The sequence below is a fragment of the Aliterella atlantica CENA595 genome, assembly GCF_000952155.1.
In the GTDB taxonomy this organism is placed as follows: Bacteria; Cyanobacteriota; Cyanobacteriia; order Cyanobacteriales; family Chroococcidiopsidaceae; genus Aliterella; species Aliterella atlantica.
The window spans coordinates 17,531-40,337 of the sequence record NZ_JYON01000026.1; the positions used below are offsets into that span (position 1 = coordinate 17,531).

General features: G+C 42.2%; 27 protein-coding genes and 1 pseudogene. 17 read left to right on the forward strand and 11 right to left on the reverse strand.

Annotated features, from left to right (window positions below):
- The first annotated feature begins 55 nt into the window (after positions 1–55).
- From cysE to UH38_RS19475, 7 genes are read left to right on the forward strand one after another with little or no spacing between them, the layout of a single operon-like run.
- Positions 56–775: a serine O-acetyltransferase gene (gene cysE, locus UH38_RS19445; protein ID WP_045056351.1), complete on the forward strand. Its 720-nt coding sequence runs from the start codon at positions 56–58 to the stop codon at positions 773–775.
- Positions 776–818: 43 nt separating this feature from the next.
- The gene (locus tag UH38_RS19450; RefSeq protein ID WP_045056352.1) at positions 819–1,406 is read left to right on the forward strand and encodes a Crp/Fnr family transcriptional regulator; all 588 of its coding nucleotides are present in this window, start codon (positions 819–821) and stop codon (positions 1,404–1,406) included.
- 9 nt (positions 1,407–1,415) lie between these two features.
- Entirely contained in the window at positions 1,416–2,405 is a 990-nt protein-coding gene (locus UH38_RS19455) for an aliphatic sulfonate ABC transporter substrate-binding protein (protein WP_045056353.1), read from the forward strand.
- Position 2,406: 1 nt separating this feature from the next.
- A complete protein-coding gene (locus UH38_RS19460) occupies positions 2,407–3,255 on the forward strand; it encodes an ABC transporter permease (protein ID WP_082065448.1) in 849 nt (282 codons plus the stop codon).
- Between the two features lie 7 nt (positions 3,256–3,262).
- Positions 3,263–4,030, forward strand: a complete 768-nt coding sequence (locus tag UH38_RS19465; RefSeq protein ID WP_045056406.1) for an ABC transporter ATP-binding protein — start codon at positions 3,263–3,265, stop codon at positions 4,028–4,030.
- Positions 4,011–5,195 carry an acyl-CoA dehydrogenase family protein gene (locus UH38_RS19470; protein WP_045056354.1) on the forward strand — a complete coding sequence of 395 codons (1,185 nt, stop codon included), beginning with the start codon at positions 4,011–4,013 and terminating at the stop codon, positions 5,193–5,195. The genes UH38_RS19465 and UH38_RS19470 overlap by 20 nt, the downstream gene beginning before the upstream one ends.
- 34 nt (positions 5,196–5,229) lie before the next feature.
- Positions 5,230–5,559 (forward strand): NIL domain-containing protein, encoded by a 330-nt coding sequence (locus tag UH38_RS19475; protein WP_082065449.1) that lies wholly within the window; start codon positions 5,230–5,232, stop codon positions 5,557–5,559.
- A gap of 230 nt (positions 5,560–5,789) precedes the next feature.
- On the opposite strand, the gene UH38_RS19480 is transcribed toward UH38_RS19475, so the two are convergent.
- From UH38_RS19480 to UH38_RS19490, 3 genes are all read right to left on the reverse strand, one after another.
- Complete coding sequence (locus UH38_RS19480) at positions 5,790–6,293, reverse strand: hypothetical protein (protein WP_045056355.1); 504 nt, start codon at positions 6,291–6,293, stop codon at positions 5,790–5,792.
- Between the two features lie 126 nt (positions 6,294–6,419).
- A complete protein-coding gene (locus UH38_RS19485) occupies positions 6,420–6,626 on the reverse strand; it encodes a hypothetical protein (RefSeq protein WP_045056356.1) in 207 nt (68 codons plus the stop codon).
- Positions 6,627–6,656: 30 nt separating this feature from the next.
- A complete protein-coding gene (locus UH38_RS19490) occupies positions 6,657–7,415 on the reverse strand; it encodes a response regulator transcription factor (protein WP_063124295.1) in 759 nt (252 codons plus the stop codon).
- Positions 7,416–7,617: 202 nt separating this feature from the next.
- Between UH38_RS19490 and UH38_RS19495 the strand changes: the two genes are divergently transcribed.
- The 3 genes and pseudogenes from UH38_RS19495 to trpD all read left to right on the forward strand — a co-directional run bounded on the left by UH38_RS19495 (position 7,618) and on the right by trpD (position 9,577).
- Positions 7,618–7,821, forward strand: coding sequence for a hypothetical protein (locus tag UH38_RS19495; RefSeq protein ID WP_045056357.1), 204 nt, complete (start codon positions 7,618–7,620; stop codon positions 7,819–7,821).
- 344 nt (positions 7,822–8,165) lie between these two features.
- Positions 8,166–8,410: pseudogene (locus tag UH38_RS19500) on the forward strand (PRC-barrel domain-containing protein); the annotation flags it as partial.
- Positions 8,411–8,497: 87 nt separating this feature from the next.
- Positions 8,498–9,577: an anthranilate phosphoribosyltransferase gene (trpD, locus tag UH38_RS19505; RefSeq protein ID WP_045056359.1), complete on the forward strand. Its 1,080-nt coding sequence runs from the start codon at positions 8,498–8,500 to the stop codon at positions 9,575–9,577.
- A gap of 55 nt (positions 9,578–9,632) precedes the next feature.
- On the opposite strand, the gene UH38_RS19510 is transcribed toward trpD, so the two are convergent.
- On the reverse strand, positions 9,633–10,499 hold the full coding sequence (locus tag UH38_RS19510; protein WP_045056360.1) for a retropepsin-like aspartic protease family protein: 867 nt from the start codon (positions 10,497–10,499) through the stop codon (positions 9,633–9,635).
- A gap of 209 nt (positions 10,500–10,708) precedes the next feature.
- Here UH38_RS19510 and UH38_RS19515 point away from each other — a divergent pair, with 209 nt between their 5' ends.
- The 5 genes from UH38_RS19515 (at position 10,709) to UH38_RS19530 (ending at position 14,032) form a co-directional block, all read left to right on the forward strand.
- Complete coding sequence (locus tag UH38_RS19515) at positions 10,709–11,599, forward strand: M23 family metallopeptidase (RefSeq protein WP_045056361.1); 891 nt, start codon at positions 10,709–10,711, stop codon at positions 11,597–11,599.
- An 86-nt stretch (positions 11,600–11,685) separates the two neighbouring features.
- Positions 11,686–12,243, forward strand: coding sequence for a late competence development ComFB family protein (locus UH38_RS19520; protein ID WP_045056362.1), 558 nt, complete (start codon positions 11,686–11,688; stop codon positions 12,241–12,243).
- Positions 12,244–12,458: 215 nt separating this feature from the next.
- Positions 12,459–12,647, forward strand: coding sequence for a hypothetical protein (locus tag UH38_RS26375; RefSeq protein ID WP_144405719.1), 189 nt, complete (start codon positions 12,459–12,461; stop codon positions 12,645–12,647).
- A 96-nt stretch (positions 12,648–12,743) separates the two neighbouring features.
- A complete protein-coding gene (locus tag UH38_RS19525; protein ID WP_045056363.1) occupies positions 12,744–13,400 on the forward strand; it encodes a sigma-70 family RNA polymerase sigma factor in 657 nt (218 codons plus the stop codon).
- 59 nt (positions 13,401–13,459) lie between these two features.
- The gene (locus tag UH38_RS19530) at positions 13,460–14,032 is read left to right on the forward strand and encodes an anti-sigma factor family protein (protein ID WP_045056364.1); all 573 of its coding nucleotides are present in this window, start codon (positions 13,460–13,462) and stop codon (positions 14,030–14,032) included.
- On the opposite strand, the gene UH38_RS19535 is transcribed toward UH38_RS19530, so the two are convergent.
- From UH38_RS19535 to UH38_RS19545, 3 genes are read right to left on the reverse strand one after another with little or no spacing between them, the layout of a single operon-like run.
- Positions 14,029–14,439: a gamma-glutamylcyclotransferase family protein gene (locus UH38_RS19535; protein ID WP_045056365.1), complete on the reverse strand. Its 411-nt coding sequence runs from the start codon at positions 14,437–14,439 to the stop codon at positions 14,029–14,031. The two genes, UH38_RS19530 and UH38_RS19535, sit on opposite strands and share 4 nt — an antisense overlap.
- Complete coding sequence (locus UH38_RS19540) at positions 14,433–15,341, reverse strand: DNA adenine methylase (RefSeq protein ID WP_045056366.1); 909 nt, start codon at positions 15,339–15,341, stop codon at positions 14,433–14,435. Before UH38_RS19540 ends, UH38_RS19535 begins: the two co-directional genes overlap by 7 nt.
- Positions 15,334–16,467, reverse strand: coding sequence for a hypothetical protein (locus UH38_RS19545; protein ID WP_045056367.1), 1,134 nt, complete (start codon positions 16,465–16,467; stop codon positions 15,334–15,336). Before UH38_RS19545 ends, UH38_RS19540 begins: the two co-directional genes overlap by 8 nt.
- A gap of 151 nt (positions 16,468–16,618) precedes the next feature.
- Here UH38_RS19545 and leuS point away from each other — a divergent pair, with 151 nt between their 5' ends.
- Complete coding sequence (gene leuS / locus UH38_RS19550) at positions 16,619–19,180, forward strand: leucine--tRNA ligase (RefSeq protein ID WP_045056368.1); 2,562 nt, start codon at positions 16,619–16,621, stop codon at positions 19,178–19,180.
- Positions 19,181–19,295: 115 nt separating this feature from the next.
- The gene (locus UH38_RS19555; protein ID WP_045056369.1) at positions 19,296–19,907 is read left to right on the forward strand and encodes a Uma2 family endonuclease; all 612 of its coding nucleotides are present in this window, start codon (positions 19,296–19,298) and stop codon (positions 19,905–19,907) included.
- A 163-nt stretch (positions 19,908–20,070) separates the two neighbouring features.
- Here the strand turns inward: UH38_RS19555 and UH38_RS19560 are convergent, their stop codons facing one another.
- The 4 genes from UH38_RS19560 to glcD form a co-directional block, all read right to left on the reverse strand.
- A complete protein-coding gene (locus UH38_RS19560) occupies positions 20,071–20,280 on the reverse strand; it encodes a DUF6887 family protein (protein WP_045056370.1) in 210 nt (69 codons plus the stop codon).
- Positions 20,277–20,453 carry a DUF6888 family protein gene (locus UH38_RS28315; protein ID WP_407640463.1) on the reverse strand — a complete coding sequence of 59 codons (177 nt, stop codon included), beginning with the start codon at positions 20,451–20,453 and terminating at the stop codon, positions 20,277–20,279. Before UH38_RS28315 ends, UH38_RS19560 begins: the two co-directional genes overlap by 4 nt.
- 53 nt (positions 20,454–20,506) lie before the next feature.
- Positions 20,507–21,223, reverse strand: a complete 717-nt coding sequence (locus tag UH38_RS19565) for an SDR family oxidoreductase (protein ID WP_045056371.1) — start codon at positions 21,221–21,223, stop codon at positions 20,507–20,509.
- A gap of 106 nt (positions 21,224–21,329) precedes the next feature.
- Complete coding sequence (gene glcD, locus UH38_RS19570; RefSeq protein ID WP_045056372.1) at positions 21,330–22,799, reverse strand: glycolate oxidase subunit GlcD; 1,470 nt, start codon at positions 22,797–22,799, stop codon at positions 21,330–21,332.
- Between the last annotated feature and the right edge of the window lie 8 nt (positions 22,800–22,807).

Below are 22,807 nucleotides of genomic sequence, written 5' to 3' on the forward strand. Positions count from 1 at the left end.
TGGTGTTTATTTGCTTTTCCCTGTAAACCGCACGAATTAAAGGTCTAGGCTAACCTTGCTAAACAATTTGAGTGCTGATTTTCAGATTATTTTTGAGCGCGATCCTGCCGCCCGCAGTTGGTTGGAAGTATTATTTTGCTACCCTGGCTTGCAAGCACTTTTCTGGCATCGAATAGCGCACTGGCTTTATAACCGCAAAGTACCTTTTATTCCGCGCGGGATTTCCTACTTGGTTCGCTTTGTAACTGGAATTGAAATTCACCCTGGAGCAAAAATTGGTAAGGGTGCATTCATCGATCATGGTATGGGGGTAGTCATCGGCGAAACTGCGATTGTGGGAGACTACGCCACCATCTATCAAGGGGTGACACTGGGCGGTACGGGCAAAGAATACGGCAAACGTCACCCTACAGTAGGACAAAATGTAGTTGTAGGCGCAGGAGCCAAAGTTTTAGGCAATATTGAGATTGGCGATAACGTTCGTCTTGGTGCTGGTTCTGTAGTGCTAAGAAATATTCCTGCTGATTGCACAGTTGTAGGTATTCCAGGGCGAATTGTCCGCCATCAAGGGAAGTTGATTGACTATCGATGTAATGACAATTTGCCAGATCCAGAAGCAGAAGTAATTCGCGCCTTGTTTGACAAAATACAAGTTTTAGAAGCAGAAGTTAACCGTCTTAAAGAGCGCAGGGGTTTAGTTCCTGCAATGAATACCCATACTCAAGCTAAAGACAACCTGTTAATTGAGAATTTCCTAGATGGGGCAGGGATATAAAGCGGGATTGTTCAGCATTATCAGCCCTTTTACTTGAAAAATTATGAATATCTCGTTACTGGCTCGCGATCGCGCTTTTGCTCCAATTACTAATTTTACACGTCGCTCTTATCTACCTTTAAGACGCGATGCTTTATGGCTGATAAAGACTGGAGTAGTTCGGACTCTAACTGTACTAGAAGATGGAACCGCTGTCACGTTGGGGCTGTGGGGCGAGGGGGATATTGTTGGCAGAGTTTTATCGCAAGCCAACCCTTATCAAATTGAATGTCTCACACCAGTAGAAGCAACTTTAATTCCAGAGCAAAACTGGTCTGAAGTTACCCAAGCGATGCTTTTACATATGCAACGCTCTGAAGAATTTATTGAAATTTTGCACTACAAGCAAGCTGAATCTAGCCTGCTGCGCTTGTTTGGTTGGTTGGCAAAAAGATTTGGTCAAGAAGTCGAACAAGGAAAACGGATTGACTTGCGTTTAACCCATCAAGACATTGCTGACATAATTGGCTTAACTCGCGTTACAGTTACGCGGCTGCTGAATGAGTTTAAAAGACTAGGCGTTATTCAGCGTCAAGAGCGGCAATTTGTGGTGATGCAAGATCGAGATCCATACTGGCATTACGAAATTTAGGCGAGCAAGATGAGAAGAAAAAGATTCAGTTTATGGTTGGCAATTGTTAGTTGCGTAGTTGCGATCGCATTTTCTAGTTGCACTAATACTACAAAAGCCGCAACTCCAGATACAATCCGCCTAGATTACGCTTACTATAACCCAGTAAGTTTAGTTCTCAAAGAAAAAGGCTGGTTGGAACAAAATCTAGCCAAAGACAAAATAAAAGTTGAGTGGGTGCAAAGTTTGGGCAGTAATAAAGCCCTAGAACTACTTAACAGCCGTAGTATTGATTTTGGTTCTACTGCTGGGGCGGCGGCTTTGATTGGTAAAGCAAATGGCAATCCAATTAAATCTGTCTACGTCTACTCCAAACCAGAATGGACGGCTTTAGTAACGGGTGCTAAATCGAGCATTCAAAAAGTAGCAGACTTAAAAGGTAAACGAATTGCTGTAACGCGAGGAACCGATCCCCATATCTTTCTGTTAAGAGCATTAGACAAATTTGGTCTGAGTCCAAAAGATGTTGAATTGATTCAACTGCAACATCCTGATGGCAGAGTAGCTTTAGAAAAAGGCGATGTAGATGCTTGGGCTGGATTAGATCCGCACATGGCTAAAACCGAAGTAGAAAAAGGTTCGCGTTTGTTCTTCCGCGAACCAAACTTTAATAGCTATGGAGTCTTAAACGTCCGAGCAGATTTTGCTAAAGATTACCCCAACTATGTAGAAAGAGTTTTGAGTATCTATGAAAAAGGACGGCAATGGTCTTTGCAACATCCAGAAGAACTAAAGCAAGTATTAGTCAAAGAAGCAAAACTAACTGATGCAGTTGCAGCAAAACAACTGGAACGAACAGATTTATCTAGCTCCACAATTGGCGAGGTGCAAAAGCAGGTAATTAACGCGGCTGGAGATGTGTTGAAAAAAAGCGGCGTAATTAAGGAATCTATTGATGTTGCTCAAGTAGTTGGGGAATTAGTCGATCCGCAGTTTATTAGCAAAATTGCTAGCAAGTAATATGAGCAGACTTTTACCAACAACTAAAACCTCCTCAAACAGACAAAGAAGTTTGCCCGTAAAAGCTAGGCGATCGCTGACTCTTAAATTCAAGTTAAATTGGCTAAAAGGGCTAATTATCCCATTTTTGCTATTAATTATTTGGGAAATACTCTCTCAAATTGGCTTTCTCCCTTCTAATCTCCTACCTGCTCCTACGGCTGTAATTAGCACTATTTGGGAATTGCTCGTTTCTGGAGAGTTATTCAATCATATTAGTATTACTCTTTACCGCGTTGCTTTGGGTTTTGCGATCGGTACAGGTATTGCTACAGTTTTAGGCGCTCTAACTGGGTATTCGCGTTTGCTATACGAGCTATTAGATCCTTTACTGCAATCGCTGCGGAGCATTCCATCTCTTGCTTGGGTTCCATTATTTATTCTGTGGATGGGTATTTACGAAACTTCCAAAGTTGCCTTAATTGCTGTAGGCGTGTTCTTCCCAGTTTATTTAAATCTGATGAGCGGTTTGCAAGGAGTAGATCGCAAGTTGGTTGAAGTAGGCAAAGTGTATCGCCTCAATTCAATGCAACTAATTCGGCGTGTTTTTTTACCTGCAACAATGCCTGCTTATATTGTGGGATTGCGTAGTGGATTAGGTTTGGGATGGATGTTTGTGGTGGCGGCGGAAATTATGGGCGCAAGTGCGGGATTGGGATTTTTATTAGTAGATGGACAAACTACAGGTCGCCCTGAGATTGTAATTGCTAGCATTTTACTATTTGCAATTTTGGGCAAGCTTACCGATACTGCGATCGCATCTCTAGGTAAACGTCTTCTCCATTGGCAAGATGCTTATGGCTCATTGTAAGGAAATTATGCTGCAAATTGAGAATGTCACCAAGCAATTTAAAAATGGATTTATTGCCCTAGAAGATGCGAACATACAGATCGATACTGGGGAAATTGTTAGCCTAGTAGGAACTAGCGGTCGCGGTAAAAGTAGCTTATTGCGGCTGGTTGCAGGGTTAGATGTACCAACAACAGGGCGCGTAGCTATTGCCAACAAAACTATTAATTCTCCTCATTCGGCTGCAGGCATTATCTTTCAAGAACCTCGTTTGATGCCTTGGCTAACTGTAAAACAGAACGTTGAATTTGGATTAGAACATCTATCGCCAACAGAAAAAACTAGGCTTTCGGCTACAACGTTAGAGCGAGTTGGGTTAGCTCAATTTGCAAGAGCATTACCACGTCAGTTATCTGGAGGAATGGCGCAGCGCGTTGCGATCGCTCGTGCTTTGGTTACAAATCCTGCTATTTTGCTCTTAGATGAGCCTTTTAGCGCCTTAGATGCCGTTACGCGCATTAAGTTACAAGAGCATCTGTTACAAATTTGGGCATACGATCGCCCGACAATGTTATTAGTTACTCATGATATTGAAGAAGCAGTTGTGTTGAGCGATCGCATTATCGTCATGCGCGGTAATCCAGGACATATTTATCAAGAACATACAATCGATCTTCCTCGTCCTCGCAAGCGTACCGATCTCAATTTTCAACGTTGGAAAGAACAACTCCTAAATGCCCTAGACCTTTCGGAAGATAAGCCAGTTGAGGATCGAAATGCAGCTATTAGAATCTAAAACGTCCCTTGATTATATTGCTTTAGCATCTGCTTTAGCTGAAGAATTTGCTACTACTGCTGTAGAACGAGATGCTCAAGGTGGTACGCCCAAACAAGAACGCGATCGCCTCCGCCACACTGGTTTGTTAAAACTCATCATACCTAAAGAGTATGGTGGTATAGGAGAAAATTGGATTACTACTTTTAAAATTAGCCGCGAACTCGCTAAAGTTGATAGTTCTATTGCTCATGTTTTTTCCTACCATCATTTGGGTGTAGTTATTCCGCACATCTTCGGCTCTATAGCTCAAAAAGAGCGATATTATCGAGAAACTGTACAAAATAACTGGTTTTGGTGCAATGCTTTAAACCCTTTAGATCGCCGAACTACTTTAACTCTTGATGGTAATAATTTTCGGCTTAATGGAGTGAAAAGTTTTTGCTCTGGTTCAAAAGATTCAGATATTTTACCAATTACTGCTACTAACGTAGAAACTAATGAGTTGATAGTAATAGCAATTCCTACCCCAAGACAAGGCATCCAAATTCAGGATGATTGGGACAATATGGGACAGCGCCAAACTGATAGCGGTAGTATTGTATTTGATAATGTAGCAGTGTATGCAGATGAGATTTTAAGAGAACGCGATCGCCCATCAACACCTTTTAATACTATCCGCGCCTGTCTAACACAGCTAAATCTTGCCAACATCTACTTAGGAATTGCTCAAGGAGCGTTAGCCGCAGCTAAACAATATACTCGCACTAATACAAAGCCTTGGCTCACTTCAGGCGTAGAAAGCGCAACAGTTGACCCTTATATTCTTCAACACTACGGCAATATGTGGGTAGATTTGCAAGCTGCAACTTGTTTGACAGATGTTGCTGGAGAATTATTACAAGCAGCTTGGGAGCAAGAATGGGCGCTAAGTGAAGAGCAACGAGGAGAATGTGCAATTGCGATCGCAACGGCAAAAGTTGCAGCAACAAAAGTTGGCTTGGAAATTACCAACCGGATATTTGAAGTTATGGGCGCACGCGCTACAACTGGTAAATATGGTTTCGACCGTTACTGGCGCAACTTGCGTACCTTCACCTTGCACGATCCAATAGATTATAAAGTACAAGACATTGGCAATTGGGTACTCAACGAACAACTACCAAAGCCTAATTTTTATTCGTGAGTTAGACAACAAAGCATAACAACAGGTGGTTTTCATGACAGTGCAAAATAATCGTCATGCAGTGGAATCTAAACTAGGGCTATCATCTGTTTTTAACAAAAGCAACGTTACTCAAATTCGGTTGCGAATATACATACCTCAGCGCTATCAGCAAGAACCTATAATTTCACGTTTGACCTCTGAATATGCATTAATCGTCAATATTACTGAAGCGGTGCTGCTACCAGATCGCGACTGGGGAAAGTTTGACATTGAACTTAGGGGAACGCCAAGTCAGATTTGTAGTGGTTTAACTTACTTAGAAAAATTGCAACTCAAAATTTTAGGTAAGCCTAACGCTTACGGTGATGGTTGGAGTTATTAAACTGCATCCGTTTTAGCAATTCATCATACTCATCATGCGAACCAATCCAAGGGCGAGAGTTTTTGGATTTCGGCGATCGCTTGTTGAAGCAGTTCAGTCATATTTCGACAGCAGTAAATATTGAAATTTTTTACAATTTTAACCAATGCTCAAAGAGATGGTTCTTTATTGAATAATAAATAGAGTCTTAATTAAAGCATTGTGTTAAAACAATCTGCTGCAAATATTTGTCAGGTTGCGGCTTTTATAAGCTTACGGAGATTGGGTAAGCTAATAACTTTCGGTTTAGCCTGGAAACTCCCATCTGTCATTTTTCCTACAACATTACTACCCTTTACCTGCAACCAATACTCTCCACATGATGAAATTGCTACCTCTGCTTTCTTCGTCCAAAAATCCTTGGAGAGCGCCAAAACCCATTCTGTTCCAATGGGAAACTGGGTCACGTAGGGTCGGCATTGTATGCCATTATCTCCCCACACAATAACCTTGCCCAATTTTGTTGCGCCTTTATATACCTCTTTGACTTCAACCGTCATTGCCACTGGCGTTCTCTTTCGCTCTTTGTCATCTTTAGACCAATGGTACTCAATAACTTTTCCCCTAATTGCTAATTGCGATCGCTTAGCTAACTGAACGAATGAGCGATCGCTACTCGCGCAACTGCAAGCATAGGCATTTGGAGTCAAAAACAAGAGTGAAAAGCCAACAATTATTGAAGGTATATGCTTCATATTAGAACATTAACATTTTATGTAAAACTGACCTACTTGAGTAGGAATGCGATCGCATTGATTGTGTAATTATTGTACTTGCATAAAAGTGCGATCGCACTTTTATCTACTTGCTCTGTGTCCCCTTTACTGTCCGCGCCCTGGCTGACAATCTGCAAAACCCAATGCCTCTGTATCCAGAAAACTAGCGATCGCCATCTCAACAACTGCTTCGATTGGATATTCGATTTCCGCAGCACGCGCAATCAGGGTAGTACGAATTCGCTCAGGTAAACGTTCTAAAATCATCTCTCCATCAGCAGGGGCAAGTTGCTCTTGAAGTTTAGCTTGCATAACTTTACATCTCTACTGGGATTTAGAACGTTATAGGGTGGTTCGGTAGCTCTGAGGATAATGGTTTTTAGCTCCAATAGTAACGCAGGGTTTTTCCAAGTTACTCTTGACTTCATCTTCCGCCAATTTGAGCCGATACCCCAACCCGTAAACCGTCTCAATCAATCCGTCTGCCCCAGCTTGTTTGAGTTTTCGTCGTAAGGCTTTAATATGCGTTCTGACAGTATTTTCTGAAGGGATTTCTGCAAATGACCAGAGACGATCGAGCAGGGCTTGTTGGCTAAATATCTGATGAGCGTTACGTAAAAACAAATCTAGTAGAGCATATTCCTTAGCAGTCAAGTGTAAAAATTGCCCCTCGCAAGTTACCCTACAGCTACTAGAGTCAATCCCGATCTTTCCCACCTCAACTACGGAGGAAGGAGCCGAACTACCTCGACGGATCGAAGCCCGAATCCGAGCTAATAACTCACGGGGATCGAAAGGCTCGACAATAAAATCGTTAGATCCAGCTTCTAACCCCATGATTTTGATAGTATTGCTGTCCAAGGCTGTCAAAAACAGAACCGGAGTGCGGTCTTGGCGATCGCGTAGCTGCCTGCATACATTCAGTCGATTCAGCTTGGGCAACATGACATCCATCAAAATTAGATCGTAAGTAAACGCCTTTGCCATTTCCAGCCCAGCCTGACCATCTATCGCCAAATCGACTAAGTAATGTTGCTCAACGAGAGTATTTTTCAACATTTCAGCCGTACCCCGATCGTCTTCTACTAATAGAATTTTCATAGGCAGTTACTTGTTGCATTTAATTATTTTAAAACTCTATGTTTAAAATAATTATTATGTTACTGCTAGCTGTATCTATTGGTTCAAAATTCTAATTTCAGGAAGGTTATTAAGCTTTTTTATATTATCTAATAATTTCTCCACAAAATCTCCACTTTCTTTTTTTATCATCAAACAAAGGCAATAATTCAGGAGAAAAATAATGCAGATCGACAAGCAGCAGATCGTGAATATGCTTAAGTCAAAGCTTCAGTCAGGCGATCGAGGTCAAGCTGACCAAGCTGAACAGCAGCTACCCCAGCAGGTGGATACAGACAACCCACAGCATCAGCAGTTACTACAGAAGTTTGGCATTAACCTGCAAGATTTGATTGGTCGTTTGGGCGGTGGTATTCCAGGGATGTAGTCGCCTCTCGGCTGACAATTAGTTCTGCTGAATTCAGCAGATGAAGTCGTGGGACGAGGAGTAAGAAATTTAAGTGGAAAATTGTAACTCCCCGTCCCTATAAGGATAGTACGCCTGGGCTATGAAGAGTTAAAAAAACTTTTTTATAGAACAGCAAAAACTTTCATGTTCAATACAACACTAACTCTCTCTTTAGTACGAAAACAATAAAGAAAGCCTAAAGTTGGAGCGTTATATTTAATACAACTTAACTCTTTCTTTAGTAGAATAAATGAGATTAATTAGTCTCTTTAAGTTAGAGCTAGGTAAAAATGAATTGCCAAAAGAATTAAGAGAAAAATCTGATGGCTCTTGTAAAACTTGAAGAATTCGCTCCAAACTACGTGACAACTTTGCTGGAAGAGACATTAAGGGCATGAGTGTCTATCTAAATAAAGGAGATGAGAAAATTGGCAAAATCAGTGATGCTTTAGTAGATGAAGAAGGTAATTTTCGGTATTTTGTCGTTGACTTAGGCTCCTGGATTTTCGGTAAAAAAGTTTTGATGCCCGTTGGTCGTTCTCGGATCGACTATCAAGCAGAGCGCATCAATATTTAATTAAGCAAGTTGAGTAGTTAAAAACCTTCCCTGCAAAAGTATAATTTGATAGCGCGATCGCCATGCCAAATAAAACTCATGATTAATCCCTCCGTACCTGTAGAACAAACTATCACCGAGATATCGCCGCATTGGGCTAGCGATTTACTGCAACAATTATTAGATGGGCGATCGCTATCTAGCCAACAAGCAGTCCAACTGATGCAAGCATGGCTAAACGAGCAAATAAACCCAGCTTTATCAGGAGCAATATTAGTCGCAATCCAAGCTAAAGGCGTAACCAGTGCAGAACTAGCAGGTATGGCGCAAGTCTTACAATCTCTATCTCTAGCTTCGGCTCCTATATCTTTAGCCTCAACTCCTTTGATAGATACTTGTGGCACAGGTGGCGATGGCGCTGCAACATTTAATATTTCTACAGCAGTTGCTTTTGTAGCTGCTGCTGCGGGCATAAAAGTAGCTAAACATGGCAACCGATCTGCTTCTAGTCGTGTAGGTTCGGCTGATGTATTAGAAGCACTAGGAGTTAACTTAAATGCTAATTCGGAGCAAGTTAAAGCCTCGTTGCAAGAAGTAGGTATTACATTTCTATTTGCCCCTGGGTGGCATCCCGCCCTTAAAGTTGTTGCACCCTTGCGGCGCACCTTGAAAGTACGTACAGTATTTAACTTGCTAGGACCATTAGTAAATCCCTTACGCCCGACAGGGCAAGTAATCGGCGTTCCTAGCTCAACATTGCTAGAAACTATGGCTCAAGCCTTACAGCAATTAGGGACGCAAAATGCGATCGCCCTTCACGGTAGAGAAAAGCTAGACGAAGCAGGACTTGCCGATCTTACAGATATTGCGGTACTAACAAACGGCAAGGTAGAAGTAACGACAATCGATCCCCAACAATTGGGTTTAACTACTGCCCCCACAGAGGCTTTACGCGGCGGCGACATCGCCGAAAACGCCCAAATCCTCCAAGCGGTACTCCAAGGTAAAGGAACAGCCGCACAGCAAGACGTAGTAGCCTTAAACGCTGCCTTAGCCCTGCAAGTAGGTACGCTTACAAATCCAGGAGATTACACCCAAGGCATCAGCATCGCCAAAGATATTCTCCAATCGGGTGCAGCATGGGCAAAGCTAGAGCAGTTGGTAGAGTTTTTGAAATAGAAACTTTAATAATTCGTAATTCATAATTAGCGCATTAGAAGCGGGACAAGGGGGACTAGGGGGATCGAAACTCAACTATGTCGCGCTTGATTGTGACATCGTAATTGCTGAAAAAATCTTGTCCTAGTAGTCCTATATCTAAATCTGCTGAAGGAGCGATCGCAACAGGTACGTGCTTGATTACTGCGCCGCCTACTTCAATTGAATCGATGTAGCCAATCTCAAATTCTACATTGCGATCGCTAGCTGTGTTTGCCTTCGCTTTGCCTACTGGTACTACTCCTAATGCAGATGCCATTTGCTGCGTAATTACAGTCCCGCTAGCGCCTGTGTCTACAATCATGTCAAATTGCCTTACACCGTTAAAATTTACATCAACTACGGGCGTTCCCCCAGTACGACTTTTGATTAACGCTTGAAATACCTTTTGATTGGGCGGTACTGCAACCGCAACGCTGGGAGTTGTAGGCGGAATTTGAGGAATTGCAGCTATTTCTGGACGCGTTTGCAAGGGGCGGTTTGCCTGTTGTTTGGCATATTTGAGGTTTTGCTGGTATTGAATTAGCTTCTTTTGCGCCAGTGCTTTATCGGGGCTATTAGCAGGGATAGATTTCATTAAAGCGATCGCTTCGTTCCACTGACTTATTACCAAATTCCAGTCTTCCGGCGATTGTGCCGATTGGCTGATAGTTAAAGCGCCATAAGCTTTGTCTAACGCTACATCAAATTGATTTGGCTCTATTTTTTGCGGCTGTACGCTTGCTTTTGGTGTAGTTGGATGATTTTTCAGGGCTACTAATGGCGTGTTATCGATATTACTTTGACTATCTGCGGGATTATTGCTACTGCAACCAGTTCCAACAATTGTCAGCATTCCTGCGAGTAAAATTAATACTGTGCTAAAGGTCGAAAACTGCTGCATATCTACGTATAATCCCGTAGGACAAATGTTTATAGTTTTTTTTGTTACCTAATCTAGAATACAAAAGTTTTTTTGGAACCGGAAGACCCTACTGCTCAAAATCGCAACCAATTAAGCTAGTCTTGTTCAATAATAAAATTTGCTTGTTTCAAGCTGATGGTTAATTCCGCTTGCTTTAGCATTTGCCAAGTCAAAAGGTACTGCAATCAATGTTTATCGATAAACAAACTGGCGCAACCAAAATTAAGAATAGTCTAGTAATGGTAATAGCGATCGCCCTACCTATAGGCTTTGCTGCGTCAGTCAAAGCCTTAGAAGTCCAAGTTATACCCTCTAAGCCCAAACTAGGGGATACTTTATCAGTCGTAGTCACTCCAGATAATCCTGCAAACAATCGCGCTCCGTCAATCACAGTCAATCAAAAGACTTATCCTACATTTGCGATCGCCCCTAACAAGTTTCGCGCCCTTTTACCCACAACGCCGCTAGAAAAACCAGGAAACAGAGTTTTGCAGGTCAAGTCTGGTGATGAAGCTAGCAAAATAGCTGTATATGTAGGCGATCGCAAATTTCCCGTCCAACGCATTACTTTACCACCAGGTAAATCGGGACTTAAAGCAACGCAACTCGAACTTAGCCGTGTCGCCGCCCTCAAGAACTTAAAAACACCGCAAAAATACTGGAACGGTACTTTCCTCAAACCCAATAAAGGGAGAATCACGACAATTTATGGCGTGCGCCGCTACTACAATGGCAAATTTGCCCAAGACTACTACCATCGCGGCGTAGATTATGCAGGCGCAGTTGGTTCGCCAGTTATGGCTCCTGCTGACGGACGCATCGCTCTAGTAGGTAGAGTATCGCAAGGGTTTCGAGTTCACGGCAATATTATCGGTATCGATCACGGACAAGGCGTAATTACTACCTACCTGCACCTCAGCCGCATCAATGTCAAAGAAGGCGATTTTGTGAAAGCAGGTCAAGTTATAGGCGCAGTAGGAGGAACAGGAGCAGTTACAGGACCGCATTTACATTGGGGATTGTACGTTCAAGGCGAAGCAGTAGATCCCGTACCTTGGCGCGAGCGAAAATTTAATTAGGGAGATTTTGCAATTTTCCGATAAGAGTAGGGCAAAATTAGTGAGTAATCCTGTCACCAACAAAGTGCAGTAGAGTTAGAGGCGTTATGGGTATTGAAAAAATAGTTGAACAAGCCCTTCAAACAGGCTATCTTACACCAGCAATGGAAGCCGAGGTAGGCTCTATCTGTGATGCTGCCTCGGAGCTTTCTGTCGCTGAATATATGGCGTTAGATAAATTAATGGGTTCGCTGTTAACTGGTGAAGTGGTGGCAGTACAGCGCAAACAGTTTATCAACGTCATGGAAGAGTTGGTACTTACAGAAGCTTTAGCTAGAGTCGCAGAAATAGAAGTTACTAGCGAACAGCACTTAGATGTAGGCGATATTGCCGCTTATGCTCTCAATCGCCTGCCACCTTTGTATGCTACCACCGAGGAAGGTGGTAATTACCAACGGCAACGCGCCAGAGAAGAACTGCAAGACTTAATTGCCCAACAAGTCAACGAAGCAATTTCTCGAAACTTAGATCGTCCTGACTTTTTTCCAGAACGGCAAGCTTTGGGCAAAAATACTGGTAATGAGGTGTTAAAACAAGTCAGTACATTGCTGCAAGTTTACGCGCCTAATTTCGAGCAAGAATCAGACGTAGGCAGAAACTCCTAGATGCAGGTTGAAATATAAGTTTAAGTTCAAATATCGCGCCTCCGACTTCTTAACAAAGCTTTATTAGCGATCGCCTGCATATTTAGCAAAAAGTGGGCAAACTAAATGAAAGAGGAGAATTGTTGCAGTTGGCGATCTAAAGAGCGATCGGCTCAAACTTTAAATCCCGATCTGCGACACTACAAAAACAATTTGTAGGTGTGGGAGGAGGAACGATGCTTGAAAAACTATTATTAGCCTTCATCATTACGTTGTGCCTAAACCTGTTTTTGGGAGCTAAACTGCCAAACAGTACGAATACCACCGCTATAACTCATATAGCCGAACATTCGTCCCTAATAGGAAAATGGCTAGCAAGTCGCCCTGATTGGCAGCAATATAAGTCGCCATCACACGGAATCTAGTCAAACATACTAAATGGCAAATTACCGCCAAGCGCGGGAACTTCCCCCCGATAGCGATGTCTATTAACCAGGGACGTTTTCAAGTCATTGGCGTGTATGAGTCAAGTAATTCCTATATCCTGGTCAACTGCTGAGGCAAAGGTTCCTCAAGCGCCAGTGCAAGTAGATAAATTGTCTAATTACGATTTAATTTTGCGTTGTCAAGCAGGGCTGCGTCCAGACCGCACCGCCTTTGCCGAATTGTTGCGACGCTATCAATCTCATGTCGATCGAGTTTTGTATCACCTAGCACCTGATTGGCAAGATCGTTCGGATTTAGCGCAAGAAGTGTGGATTCGCGTTTATCGCAACATCAAGCGCCTGCAAGAACCTGTCAAGTTCCGCGGGTGGCTGAGTCGAATTGCGACAAACTTGTTTTACGATGAATTACGCAAGCGCAAGCGCGTTGCTAGTCCCTTATCATTAGACGCGCCGCGTTCGATGGAAGATGGTGAAATGGATTGGGAAATTGCTGGTGACAATCCCTCTCCAGAGGAGGAGTTGACGACCCGTGAATTTTATGAACAATTACAAGAGGCGATCGCCGATTTGCCAGAAGTGTTTCGCACTACTATAGTCCTAAGAGAAATTGAAGGGATGCCTTACGAGGACATTGCCGAAATTACTAAAGTCTCTCTAGGAACTGTAAAATCGCGCATCGCCAGAGCTAGAGCTAGACTGCAATCTCAACTACAAAACTACTTAGATGGTTAGTAATTTGGCACAAATTGTCCGTAATTGTACCCCTTGTATCTCTTGGCAGTAGTGTTAAAATGACTTTTGAATTTGAGGATCGCAAACACGAAAACACTCAACTGCCAAATAACTTGTCAGCGCCGAACCCTGGTCATACCCATCAATTAATAAGTATTATGAACACACAGAAGCGCGATCGCTTCGAGTTACTAAGTGCCTACCTAGACGGTGAAGTTACTGCCACTGAAAGGCGACAAGTAGAAGAATGGCTCGACAAAGATGTTGAGACTCAGCGGCTATATTCTAGGCTATTGAATTTACGCAGCAATTTTCAGTCGCTACCCGTACCGTCAGCCCAACCAGTAGAGCAAACAATTGGGCAGGTGTTTGGCAAGATAGACAAGCGTCGCAGACACCGCTCAGTAGCGTGGGGAGGTGCAGCGATCGCCGCTATGGTTGTAGCAGCACTATCAAGTGTAGTTCCAGGTCGTCAAGTCTGGCAAATGGCAAATGTCAACAATTCAGCAGCTAGCGAACCATTGTACGTTGCTTTGAATACGCCTGTAGTTGAGATTCCTGACACTGTGCTTGCACCCGCTCACAAAAGCGCACCAGCACAGCCAGCAAAGCTACACCAGCAGAATAACTAAAAAATATAGTCTAATTTAAAGTCCCACCAACCATTTTTAATAAACACGCCACCATAAGCCGCAATTTTTTGTCGGCTCATTGAATAAGTCCAAACCTTTGCCAGCGGTTCGAGATTTGAGTGATAAACTTCAACTCGATGCCGCTGGTAATCATTTTGGCTAGCTAATCTATCGGGATGATAATCTTCCAATTCATCAAGCGCGGTTAAAACTGTAGAATCTAAAAATGAAAGTACATAACCGCGTACCAAGTAATTTTCTGGGAAAATTGCTGCCGGATAGCCAAAAGGTAGCGCAAATAACTTACCATAGGCGATCGCTTCTTGCACCTCTGCTACCTGGTCGCAGTAACGTTGATAATTGATCTCTCCTGGTTTCAGCGTGCCATAAACAAAGACTTTTAACACAAAGAATCCTCAACAAAAATATTTTCTGCTTCAGACCTACTTACTAAATCTATACTTAGTTGTTTTACTTGCTGGTTTAATTGTTTCAGAGAGTAGTTAGAAATTAATAATTCTTTACCTTTTGCTGCAGTTTTTTGTTTGTAATTATTCATGCCATATTGAACTTCCAACTCTGCTATTTCCGCAAAATCAAATAACTTTCTAACTTCCTGGCAATCATCATAAGTAAGTAACCATCTGTGCTGGCATTTCCTTACATTAGCAGCAAATCTCTCATGGTCAAAACTTGTATGTAAATTTCCTTTCACCCCGTACAGCTTGGATTTTGTTGGTTGGTAATAAGGCGGATCGAGAAATAAAAACACATCTTCTCCATCTTGGTGCAAGAGTTTATCGTAATCGCTACAAGTAATACAAACTGTATCTAAATAAGCAGATAAATTTTTTAATCTCTCAATAGATGATTCAGTAAATCTTTTTTCAAAAGCTTGCTGAGAATAACCTCCTGAATCCATAATTCCTGAAAAAGTAATCCGATTCATAATAAAAAAGCGAACTGCTCTATCAAATTCAGAAAATATGCGATCGCTCTGATTTAGATAGTTATATAGCTTTTTGCCATTTTGGTAACTTTCTTTGAGAATAGTTACATGACTTACTAAACTATCTAGATCGTCTCTAACATATTTCCAAAAGCAGTATAAGTCACTGTTTAGATCGTTAATCCAATATTTATTTATTCTATTCTGGAAAACACTTTTAACAGCAAGGAAAACTGAACCTCCACCTACAAATGGCTCTCTAAACTCAGATATATTTGTAGGAATATATGGCAATAAATAATTTATAACCTTTGATTTTCCTCCTGGATATCTCAAAGGACTTTTAATATGTTTAGACATTAGAAGTTATGAGAACGTTTAGCTTAGAATTTTGCTTTGTCTCTAAATTTAAAGACTGGACTATTTTTATTTGATTCTTTTTAAAGCTATTAATATGACAAAATTCTTCTATTGCAGTAGTTTCATTAGGAAAATGAAGAGAACCATTTACTTTTCCGGTAAGTTTTAAGCGGGTAGTAAACTCTACTGGATTATCGTCCAAATATAAATATTCTAAGTTACTAAAAAGTATTAATTTAAATAATCCATCTTTAATATCATCTTCGGAAGGCATTTGCCTTGAACTAGAGTTCTTTGATTCTTGAATAATAAATATTGTGCCTTGTTGATAAACTTCGTCAGATGTTAAATGATACATTCCTCCTAAGTAATTAGATATGGAGAATACTCCTTTGTAGCCATCAGATAAATATTCTAGCTTATGTTTAGTGGTTGACTCTCTACGTGCAGCAGCTAGCGATCTATCTAAAGTTGATTCCTTAAAACTTTGAATGCTAAACTTACCATCTCTTTTAAAACTATTAAGTACCTCAATATGTTTTGAATATGGATGTAGTTTTACATTCTGGGTAGACGATATATTTTTGTAGCTGTTAACAGCGTTTAAATATACTGTCTCAAAATCTTTCTCAAAATGAGTAGTGTTCCAATGTAAAGCCGTTAGCTGATAGTGACTAATTTCTAATAATTTTTGGTTGATATACTCGTTGCTAAACTTTTGATTTTTAATTTTGTTTATATTGCTGTCTGTTACTCTATCGGCGCGTTCGTACCAAGCAAGGATAATATATACATTTAGTAAATTCATCCAAGACATTGTAATAAAATTTAGCCTATCGTTATCGCCGTCCGCCCCTTCATCTTTGATTATGGGAATGATTGTAACTTTTTTAGAGTTCAAATGATAAGTATTATAAATTCTAGCAAAAGGATATGTTCTTGTGCGTTTGGGAGATTTCCATTGAGAAAAAGCAAGATTGTTTTGCAGGGAATCTAAGCTAATTATGCCGAATGGTTTTGACTGATTGATATTAAAGTTATTGAAATCGTAAGTTGTTAAATTAGGAATCAAAACTGGTGCGTAAACAACATCTCTAATAAAACCTCGAAAATTAAGTATATTCATCAACCAAGATAACTACAAACAGTAAAAAGACATGAAAAACGTTATAGCAGAATCTAAAGACCTATGCGATCGCACAAATTCAAGCCATCAACAGAGTGTGTCACAATAGCGATCGCACAAGTGTTATTGCTAAATGGATTAGGAGTTTTTTGTGGAGTCCCGTTATACCCCCGCAGCAATCGAGGAAAAGTGGCAAAAAAGTTGGGCAGAACAAGGCTTAGACCGTACTTCAGAAGACAAGAGTAAGCCGAAATTCTACGCTCTATCTATGTTCCCCTATCCATCGGGCAGCCTGCACATGGGTCACGTCCGCAACTATGTAATTACTGATGTAATTGCTAGACTCAAGCGGATGCAAGGCTATCGGGTATTGCACCCGATGGGGTGGGATGCGTTTGGCTTACCTGCCGAAAATGCGGCAATTGAGCGAGGAATAGCGCCTGCTAAGTGGACTTATCAAAATATTGCCCAAATGCGGAGTCAATTACAGCGCTTGGGTTTATCAATAGACTGGGAAAAAGAAATTGCTACTTGTTCGCCCGATTATTATAAGTGGACGCAGTGGCTATTTTTGCAATTTTTTCAAGCTGGACTTGCCTATCAAAAAGAAGCTGCGGTAAATTGGGACCCAATAGACCAAACTGTACTAGCTAACGAGCAAGTAGATAGCGAAGGGCGATCGTGGCGTAGTGGCGCTATAGTGGAGCGTAAACTATTGCGGCAGTGGTTTTTGAAAATTACTGACTATGCCGAACAACTATTAAGCGATTTAGATAAGCTGACGGGATGGCCCGATCGCGTTAAGCTGATGCAAGCAAATTGGATCGGTAAATCTGTCGGTGCTTACTTAGAGTTTCCAATTGTGGGGCTAGATGAGAAAATTGGCGTGTTTACAACTCGCCCCGATACTGTGTACGGCGTTACCTATGTAGTTTTAGCGCCAGAACACCCATTAACTCCTAGCGTTACTACACCAGAGCAAAAAGAAGCAGTAGAAGCATTTATTCAAGAAGTTGCCAACCAAAGCGAGTTGGAACGTACGGCGGAAGATAAACCCAAGCGCGGGATTCCTACAGGTGGTAAGGCAATTAACCCGTTTACTGGGGAAGAAATACCAATTTGGATTGCTGACTATGTATTGTATGAATACGGTACGGGGGCAGTGATGGGCGTTCCTGCCCACGATACGCGTGATTTTCAGTTTGCTAAACAAAAAAATCTACCAATTCAGGTTGTAATTGTATCGCCCAACGATGTAGAGACGTTGCATGCAACGTCTCTACAGGCGGCATATACAGAACCAGGAATTTTGATTAATTCTGATTCATTTAATGGTATGGATTCATTGCAGGCAAAACAAGCGATCGTCCAATATGCCGAACAACAAGGCTATGGTAAAGCCCGCATCCAATACCGACTTAGAGATTGGTTGATTTCCAGACAGCGTTACTGGGGCGCACCAATTCCAATTATTCACTGTCCTAGTTGCGGCAGCGTAGCTGTACCAGAAAAAGATTTACCTGTTAAATTGCCTGAAGATGTAGCATTTACTGGGCGCGGTGGTTCTCCGTTGGCACAGTTAGATAGTTGGGTAAACGTACCATGTCCTAGTTGTGGCACGCCAGCTAGACGCGAAACCGATACGATGGATACTTTTATCGATTCTTCGTGGTATTTCTTGCGCTTTCCTGATGCGAGGAATGAAACAGAGGTTTTTGATTCTAGTCAGACTAATGACTGGATGGCTGTAGACCAATATGTAGGTGGAATAGAACACGCGATCTTACATTTATTGTATTCGCGGTTTTTTACTAAAGTATTGCGCGATCGCCATCTGCTCAATTTTGACGAACCTTTCCAACGCCTGCTAACTCAAGGAATGGTTCAAGGAGCTACTTACAAAAACCCTGTTACTGGTAAATATATCTCTCCAGCGCAGGTAAATGCGGCAGAACCAAAAGATCCAGAAACAGGTGAGGCGTTAGAAGTTTTCTTTGAGAAAATGTCTAAGTCGAAATACAACGGCGTAGCACCTGAAGATGTAATTGAGAACTACGGTGTAGATACAGCGCGGATGTTTATTCTCTTTAAAGCGCCGCCAGAAAAAGACTTGGAATGGGAACAAGCAGACGTTGAAGGGCAATTTCGCTTTCTCAACCGCGTTTGGCGTTTAGTAACTGAGTTTGGTACTAAAGGCGCATCATTTACCCAAACAAATAATCTCAGCCAGCCGGAAAAAGAACTACGTCGGGCAATTCATACTGCGATTAAGGAAATTACTGAAGACTTGGAAGGCGAATATCAATTCAATACAGCCGTTTCCGAATTGATGAAACTAAGTAATGCGCTTGCTGATGCTAAGTGTAAAGCTTCGCCTGTTTATGCAGAAGGAATTAGGGCGCTAATTCAACTACTTGCACCTTTTGCGCCGCATATTGCCGAGGAATTGTGGCATTTAGACGGTAATTCTGACTCAGTGCATCAACAAACTTGGCTCAAATACGAACCTGATGCTTTAGTTGCTGATGAAATCACCTTGGTAATTCAGATTATGGGTAAAACCAGAGGCACAATCCAAGTTCCCGCCCAAGCAGACAAGCAAGCTCTGGAAAAGTATGCCCGCGAATCAGAAGTTGCTCAACGTCATATAGAAGGTAAAGAGATTAAAAAAGCGATCGTTGTGCCTGGAAAGTTGGTAAACTTTGTAATTTAGCGATTTTTGGCAGCCGATCGCCTGCTAAAGCGCGATCGCGCTGCTTGCCAAAACTTGCTCTACAAGCTATTGACTATAATAAGGAAAGACTTTTCAGGATGGAGTTAGGTCGCCAATGACTAACCTGTTGGTCAAATCCGAACAGATGCCATTGCCAATCGATCTTTCTGCGCTCACCACAATGTCGAAGTTGAGCGATCGGCAGTTCTATGATTTTTGTCGTACGAATCCAGACTTGCGGATTGAGCGTAATGCCAATGGAGAAATTATCGTTATGCCTCCAGCATTTGCTGATACTGGAAATCGCAATAGCAGAATTTCTGGACAGCTTTTTATTTGGTCTGAAGCGGACGGGACTGGAGAGGCATTTGATTCTAGTTCGGGCTTTACCTTACCCAATGGTGCAACTCGCTCCCCAGATGCAGCATGGATATTGGGCGATCGCTGGAGTGCTTTGTCGCCAGAACAACAAGCATCCTTTGCACCGATCGCTCCCGATTTTGTAGTGGAATTGCGTTCTAGCAGCGATACGTTGGCGAGTCTGAAGGAAAAGATGGAGGAGTATATTGCTAATGGGGTGCGGTTGGGGTTGTTAATCGATAGGAAGAATTGTCAAGTTTATGTCTATCGTCGCGATCGAGAACCAGAGATTTTAGACCGTCCCGAATCTGTCAGTTGCGAACCTGAGATGCCAATGTTTGCGCTGAAAATGGCAAAGATTTGGTAATAAAAAACGCTAATTTCTGCTCGTTGACACAGAGTTATGTAGTGTGTTGACTTACAATGCACCTTACCAATGCTAGGAAGCCTCAACTGCAACATTAGCAGCTTAGTCCGTCCGCTATATTTAATATTGTTAAACTGCCACAAACACAACAACTCTAAAAAGTCTAACTTGTTTTAAGTTGCTCTAGTTTCTGTCGGATTAGCATTTCGACTTCTTCAACCTCAGCATTCGATTTTGGAATATCAAAAGTCTCTGGAGGTGCTTCAGCCGTGAAACGGTCAACAAAGGCATGAAACGCAGTGCGATCGCTAGGGTGAGCAATGACATAAGCCCTTAGTTCTGCCTTGGTCATAACATTAAAATCAGACTTCATCGCAAGAACCTCCAGAAACCGTTGCGGTAAATTTCTATTTCTATGTTATCGCCAGCTAGGAGGAACACGTTGCCTGTTCGTTCATCAAGGCGGACAACGAAAATAGGAGTAAACGTGTTAGTCAAGGATTGGCAAAGGATTACACATCTGATAGCTTGTTCGGCAGTCGGCAAAATCGATACACCCTATGAATATGTAATTGTTATAAGCCGTTTACTTGTGCAGATTAAACTAACGCATCTCCACCGTCTACGAGTAGGGTTGCTCCTGTCATAAAACCGTTACCCATAAGAAATAAAACCGCATCAGCAATTTCTTCTGGTTTCCCAATTCGCTTTACAGGTAGCTTGTCAGCAATTGCTTTAACAACCTCTCCACGCCGATCGCCAAACACCCGATCGAGCATATCAGTATCAATCACACCTGCACAAACTGTATTTACTCTGATTGGAGCTAACTCTACTGCTAAGTTCCGAGCAACAGCTTCAATTCCCGCATTAGCGGCTCCAGCAACAGCCAAACCAGAATAACCACGACGACCCGCTAACCCTGAAATAAAAACAATCGAACCATTAGGGCGAATTTGAGAAACGCTATGTTTTACGACATGGAACGCTCCCCAGATTTTGCTGTCCAATGTTGGACGAAGCTGCTCCATTGTAATTTCTAACAGTGGAGCAGTAGAAGCGTCTTGAGCGGAGATAAATAAATGGTCAAAAGTTCCAATCTCAACAAATGCTTGCTTAATTGCTAACTCATCCATTACATCTGTAGCGATCGCCTTGACGTTCTCTCCAATTAAACTTTTCGCTTGCTCCAGTTTGGTTGACGAACGTCCCAAAATGACGACGTTTGCTCCTTCAGAATGCGCTTGCTTTGCAACAGCCAACCCAATTCCTGAACTGCCTCCGACTACAACCACAGCTTTGTTTGATAACCGCATTTACACCTCTGACAAACTACGTCGGCTATAGGGGCTGACTTACATACATAGACAAAACCCGCAGTTTGGCGGGTTAAATAATCTATATTTAAAACTCCTCAGCTAGTTAAAACCGTTCTACACTTTCAAACTGCTTGTTACTTATAGCCCTTGCTGCTTCTCCACAAGTGCGGGGTGTGGGGAAGATTTTATCGGGATTGGCTAATCCTTTGGGGTTAAAAGCTGCGCGTACCAACTGCATAGTTTCTAAATCGGTGTCGGTAAACATATCTGGCATAAAACACTTTTTGTCTGCACCAATACCGTGTTCGCCTGAAATGCTACCACCCACTTTTACGCACAGTTTAAGGATTTCTCCGCCTAAGTGTTCTACTTGCTCTAATGCTCCTGGTACGGAATTATCGTATAAAATTAGTGGGTGAAGATTGCCGTCGCCTGCATGGAAGACGTTGGCAACTTGATAACCGTATTTCTGACTGAGGTTCTCAATTTCCTGCAACACATAAGGTAATTGAGTGCGCGGAATTACTCCATCTTGGACGTAGTAATCAGGACTCATTCTACCTGCGGCGGCGAAAGCTGCTTTACGTCCTTTCCAGAGAGTCAGGCGCGTTTCTGGGTCGTTAGCTGTAGTAATATTTCTAGCACCATTCTGTTTGCAAATAGCAGCAATTCGCTTCTTATATGCAGCTACTTCTACTTCTAATCCGTCTACTTCTACCAATAAAATAGCTTCGGCATCTCTGGGATAACAACCTGTGGCAACTACATCCTCTACAGCATTGATGCTGAGGTTGTCCATCATTTCCATCCCGGCGGGGATAATTCCTGCGCTGATAATGTCGGAAACTGCTGCTCCTGCTGCCTCAACATTGGTAAAATCGGCAAGCAGAACGCAGATGGATTCGGCAGTTTTGAGGATTTTTAAGGTAACTTCTGTGGCAATCCCTAGCGTCCCTTCTGAACCTACAAATATGCCTGTAAGATCGTATCCAGGCATTTCAGGGATTTGTCCGCCTACCTCTACAATCTCGCCATTAGGAAGCACGAGTTTTAATCCTAATACGTGGTTAGTAGTAACGCCATACTTGAGGCAATGTACGCCGCCAGAGTTTTCGGCTACATTACCACCGATGGAGCAAATAATTTGGCTAGAAGGATCGGGAGCATAATAAAAACCAGCACCGCTAACTGTTTGCGTTACCCAGTTGTTAATTACTCCTGGCTGAACGACAACTTGCTGATTTTCTAAGTCTATGCTGAGAATTTGCCGCATTAAGGCTGTGACAATCAAAACGCAATCTTCTGATGGTAATGCGCCCCCAGATAAACCAGTACCCGCACCACGCGCAATAAACGGGATAGAATTGCGATCGCATATCTTCACTACTGCTGCTACTTGCTCTGTAGTTCGCGGTAATACTACTACTCCTGGGCGTTGGCGATAGCTACTCAAACCGTCGCATTCATAAGTCAACAACTCTTCGCCGTGATGCACGACACCGTTTTTGCCCACCACAGCCTCAAATTGCTTGATAATCGGCTTCCAGTTGCGTTTCTTCTCTTGAATCAGCATATTTATCA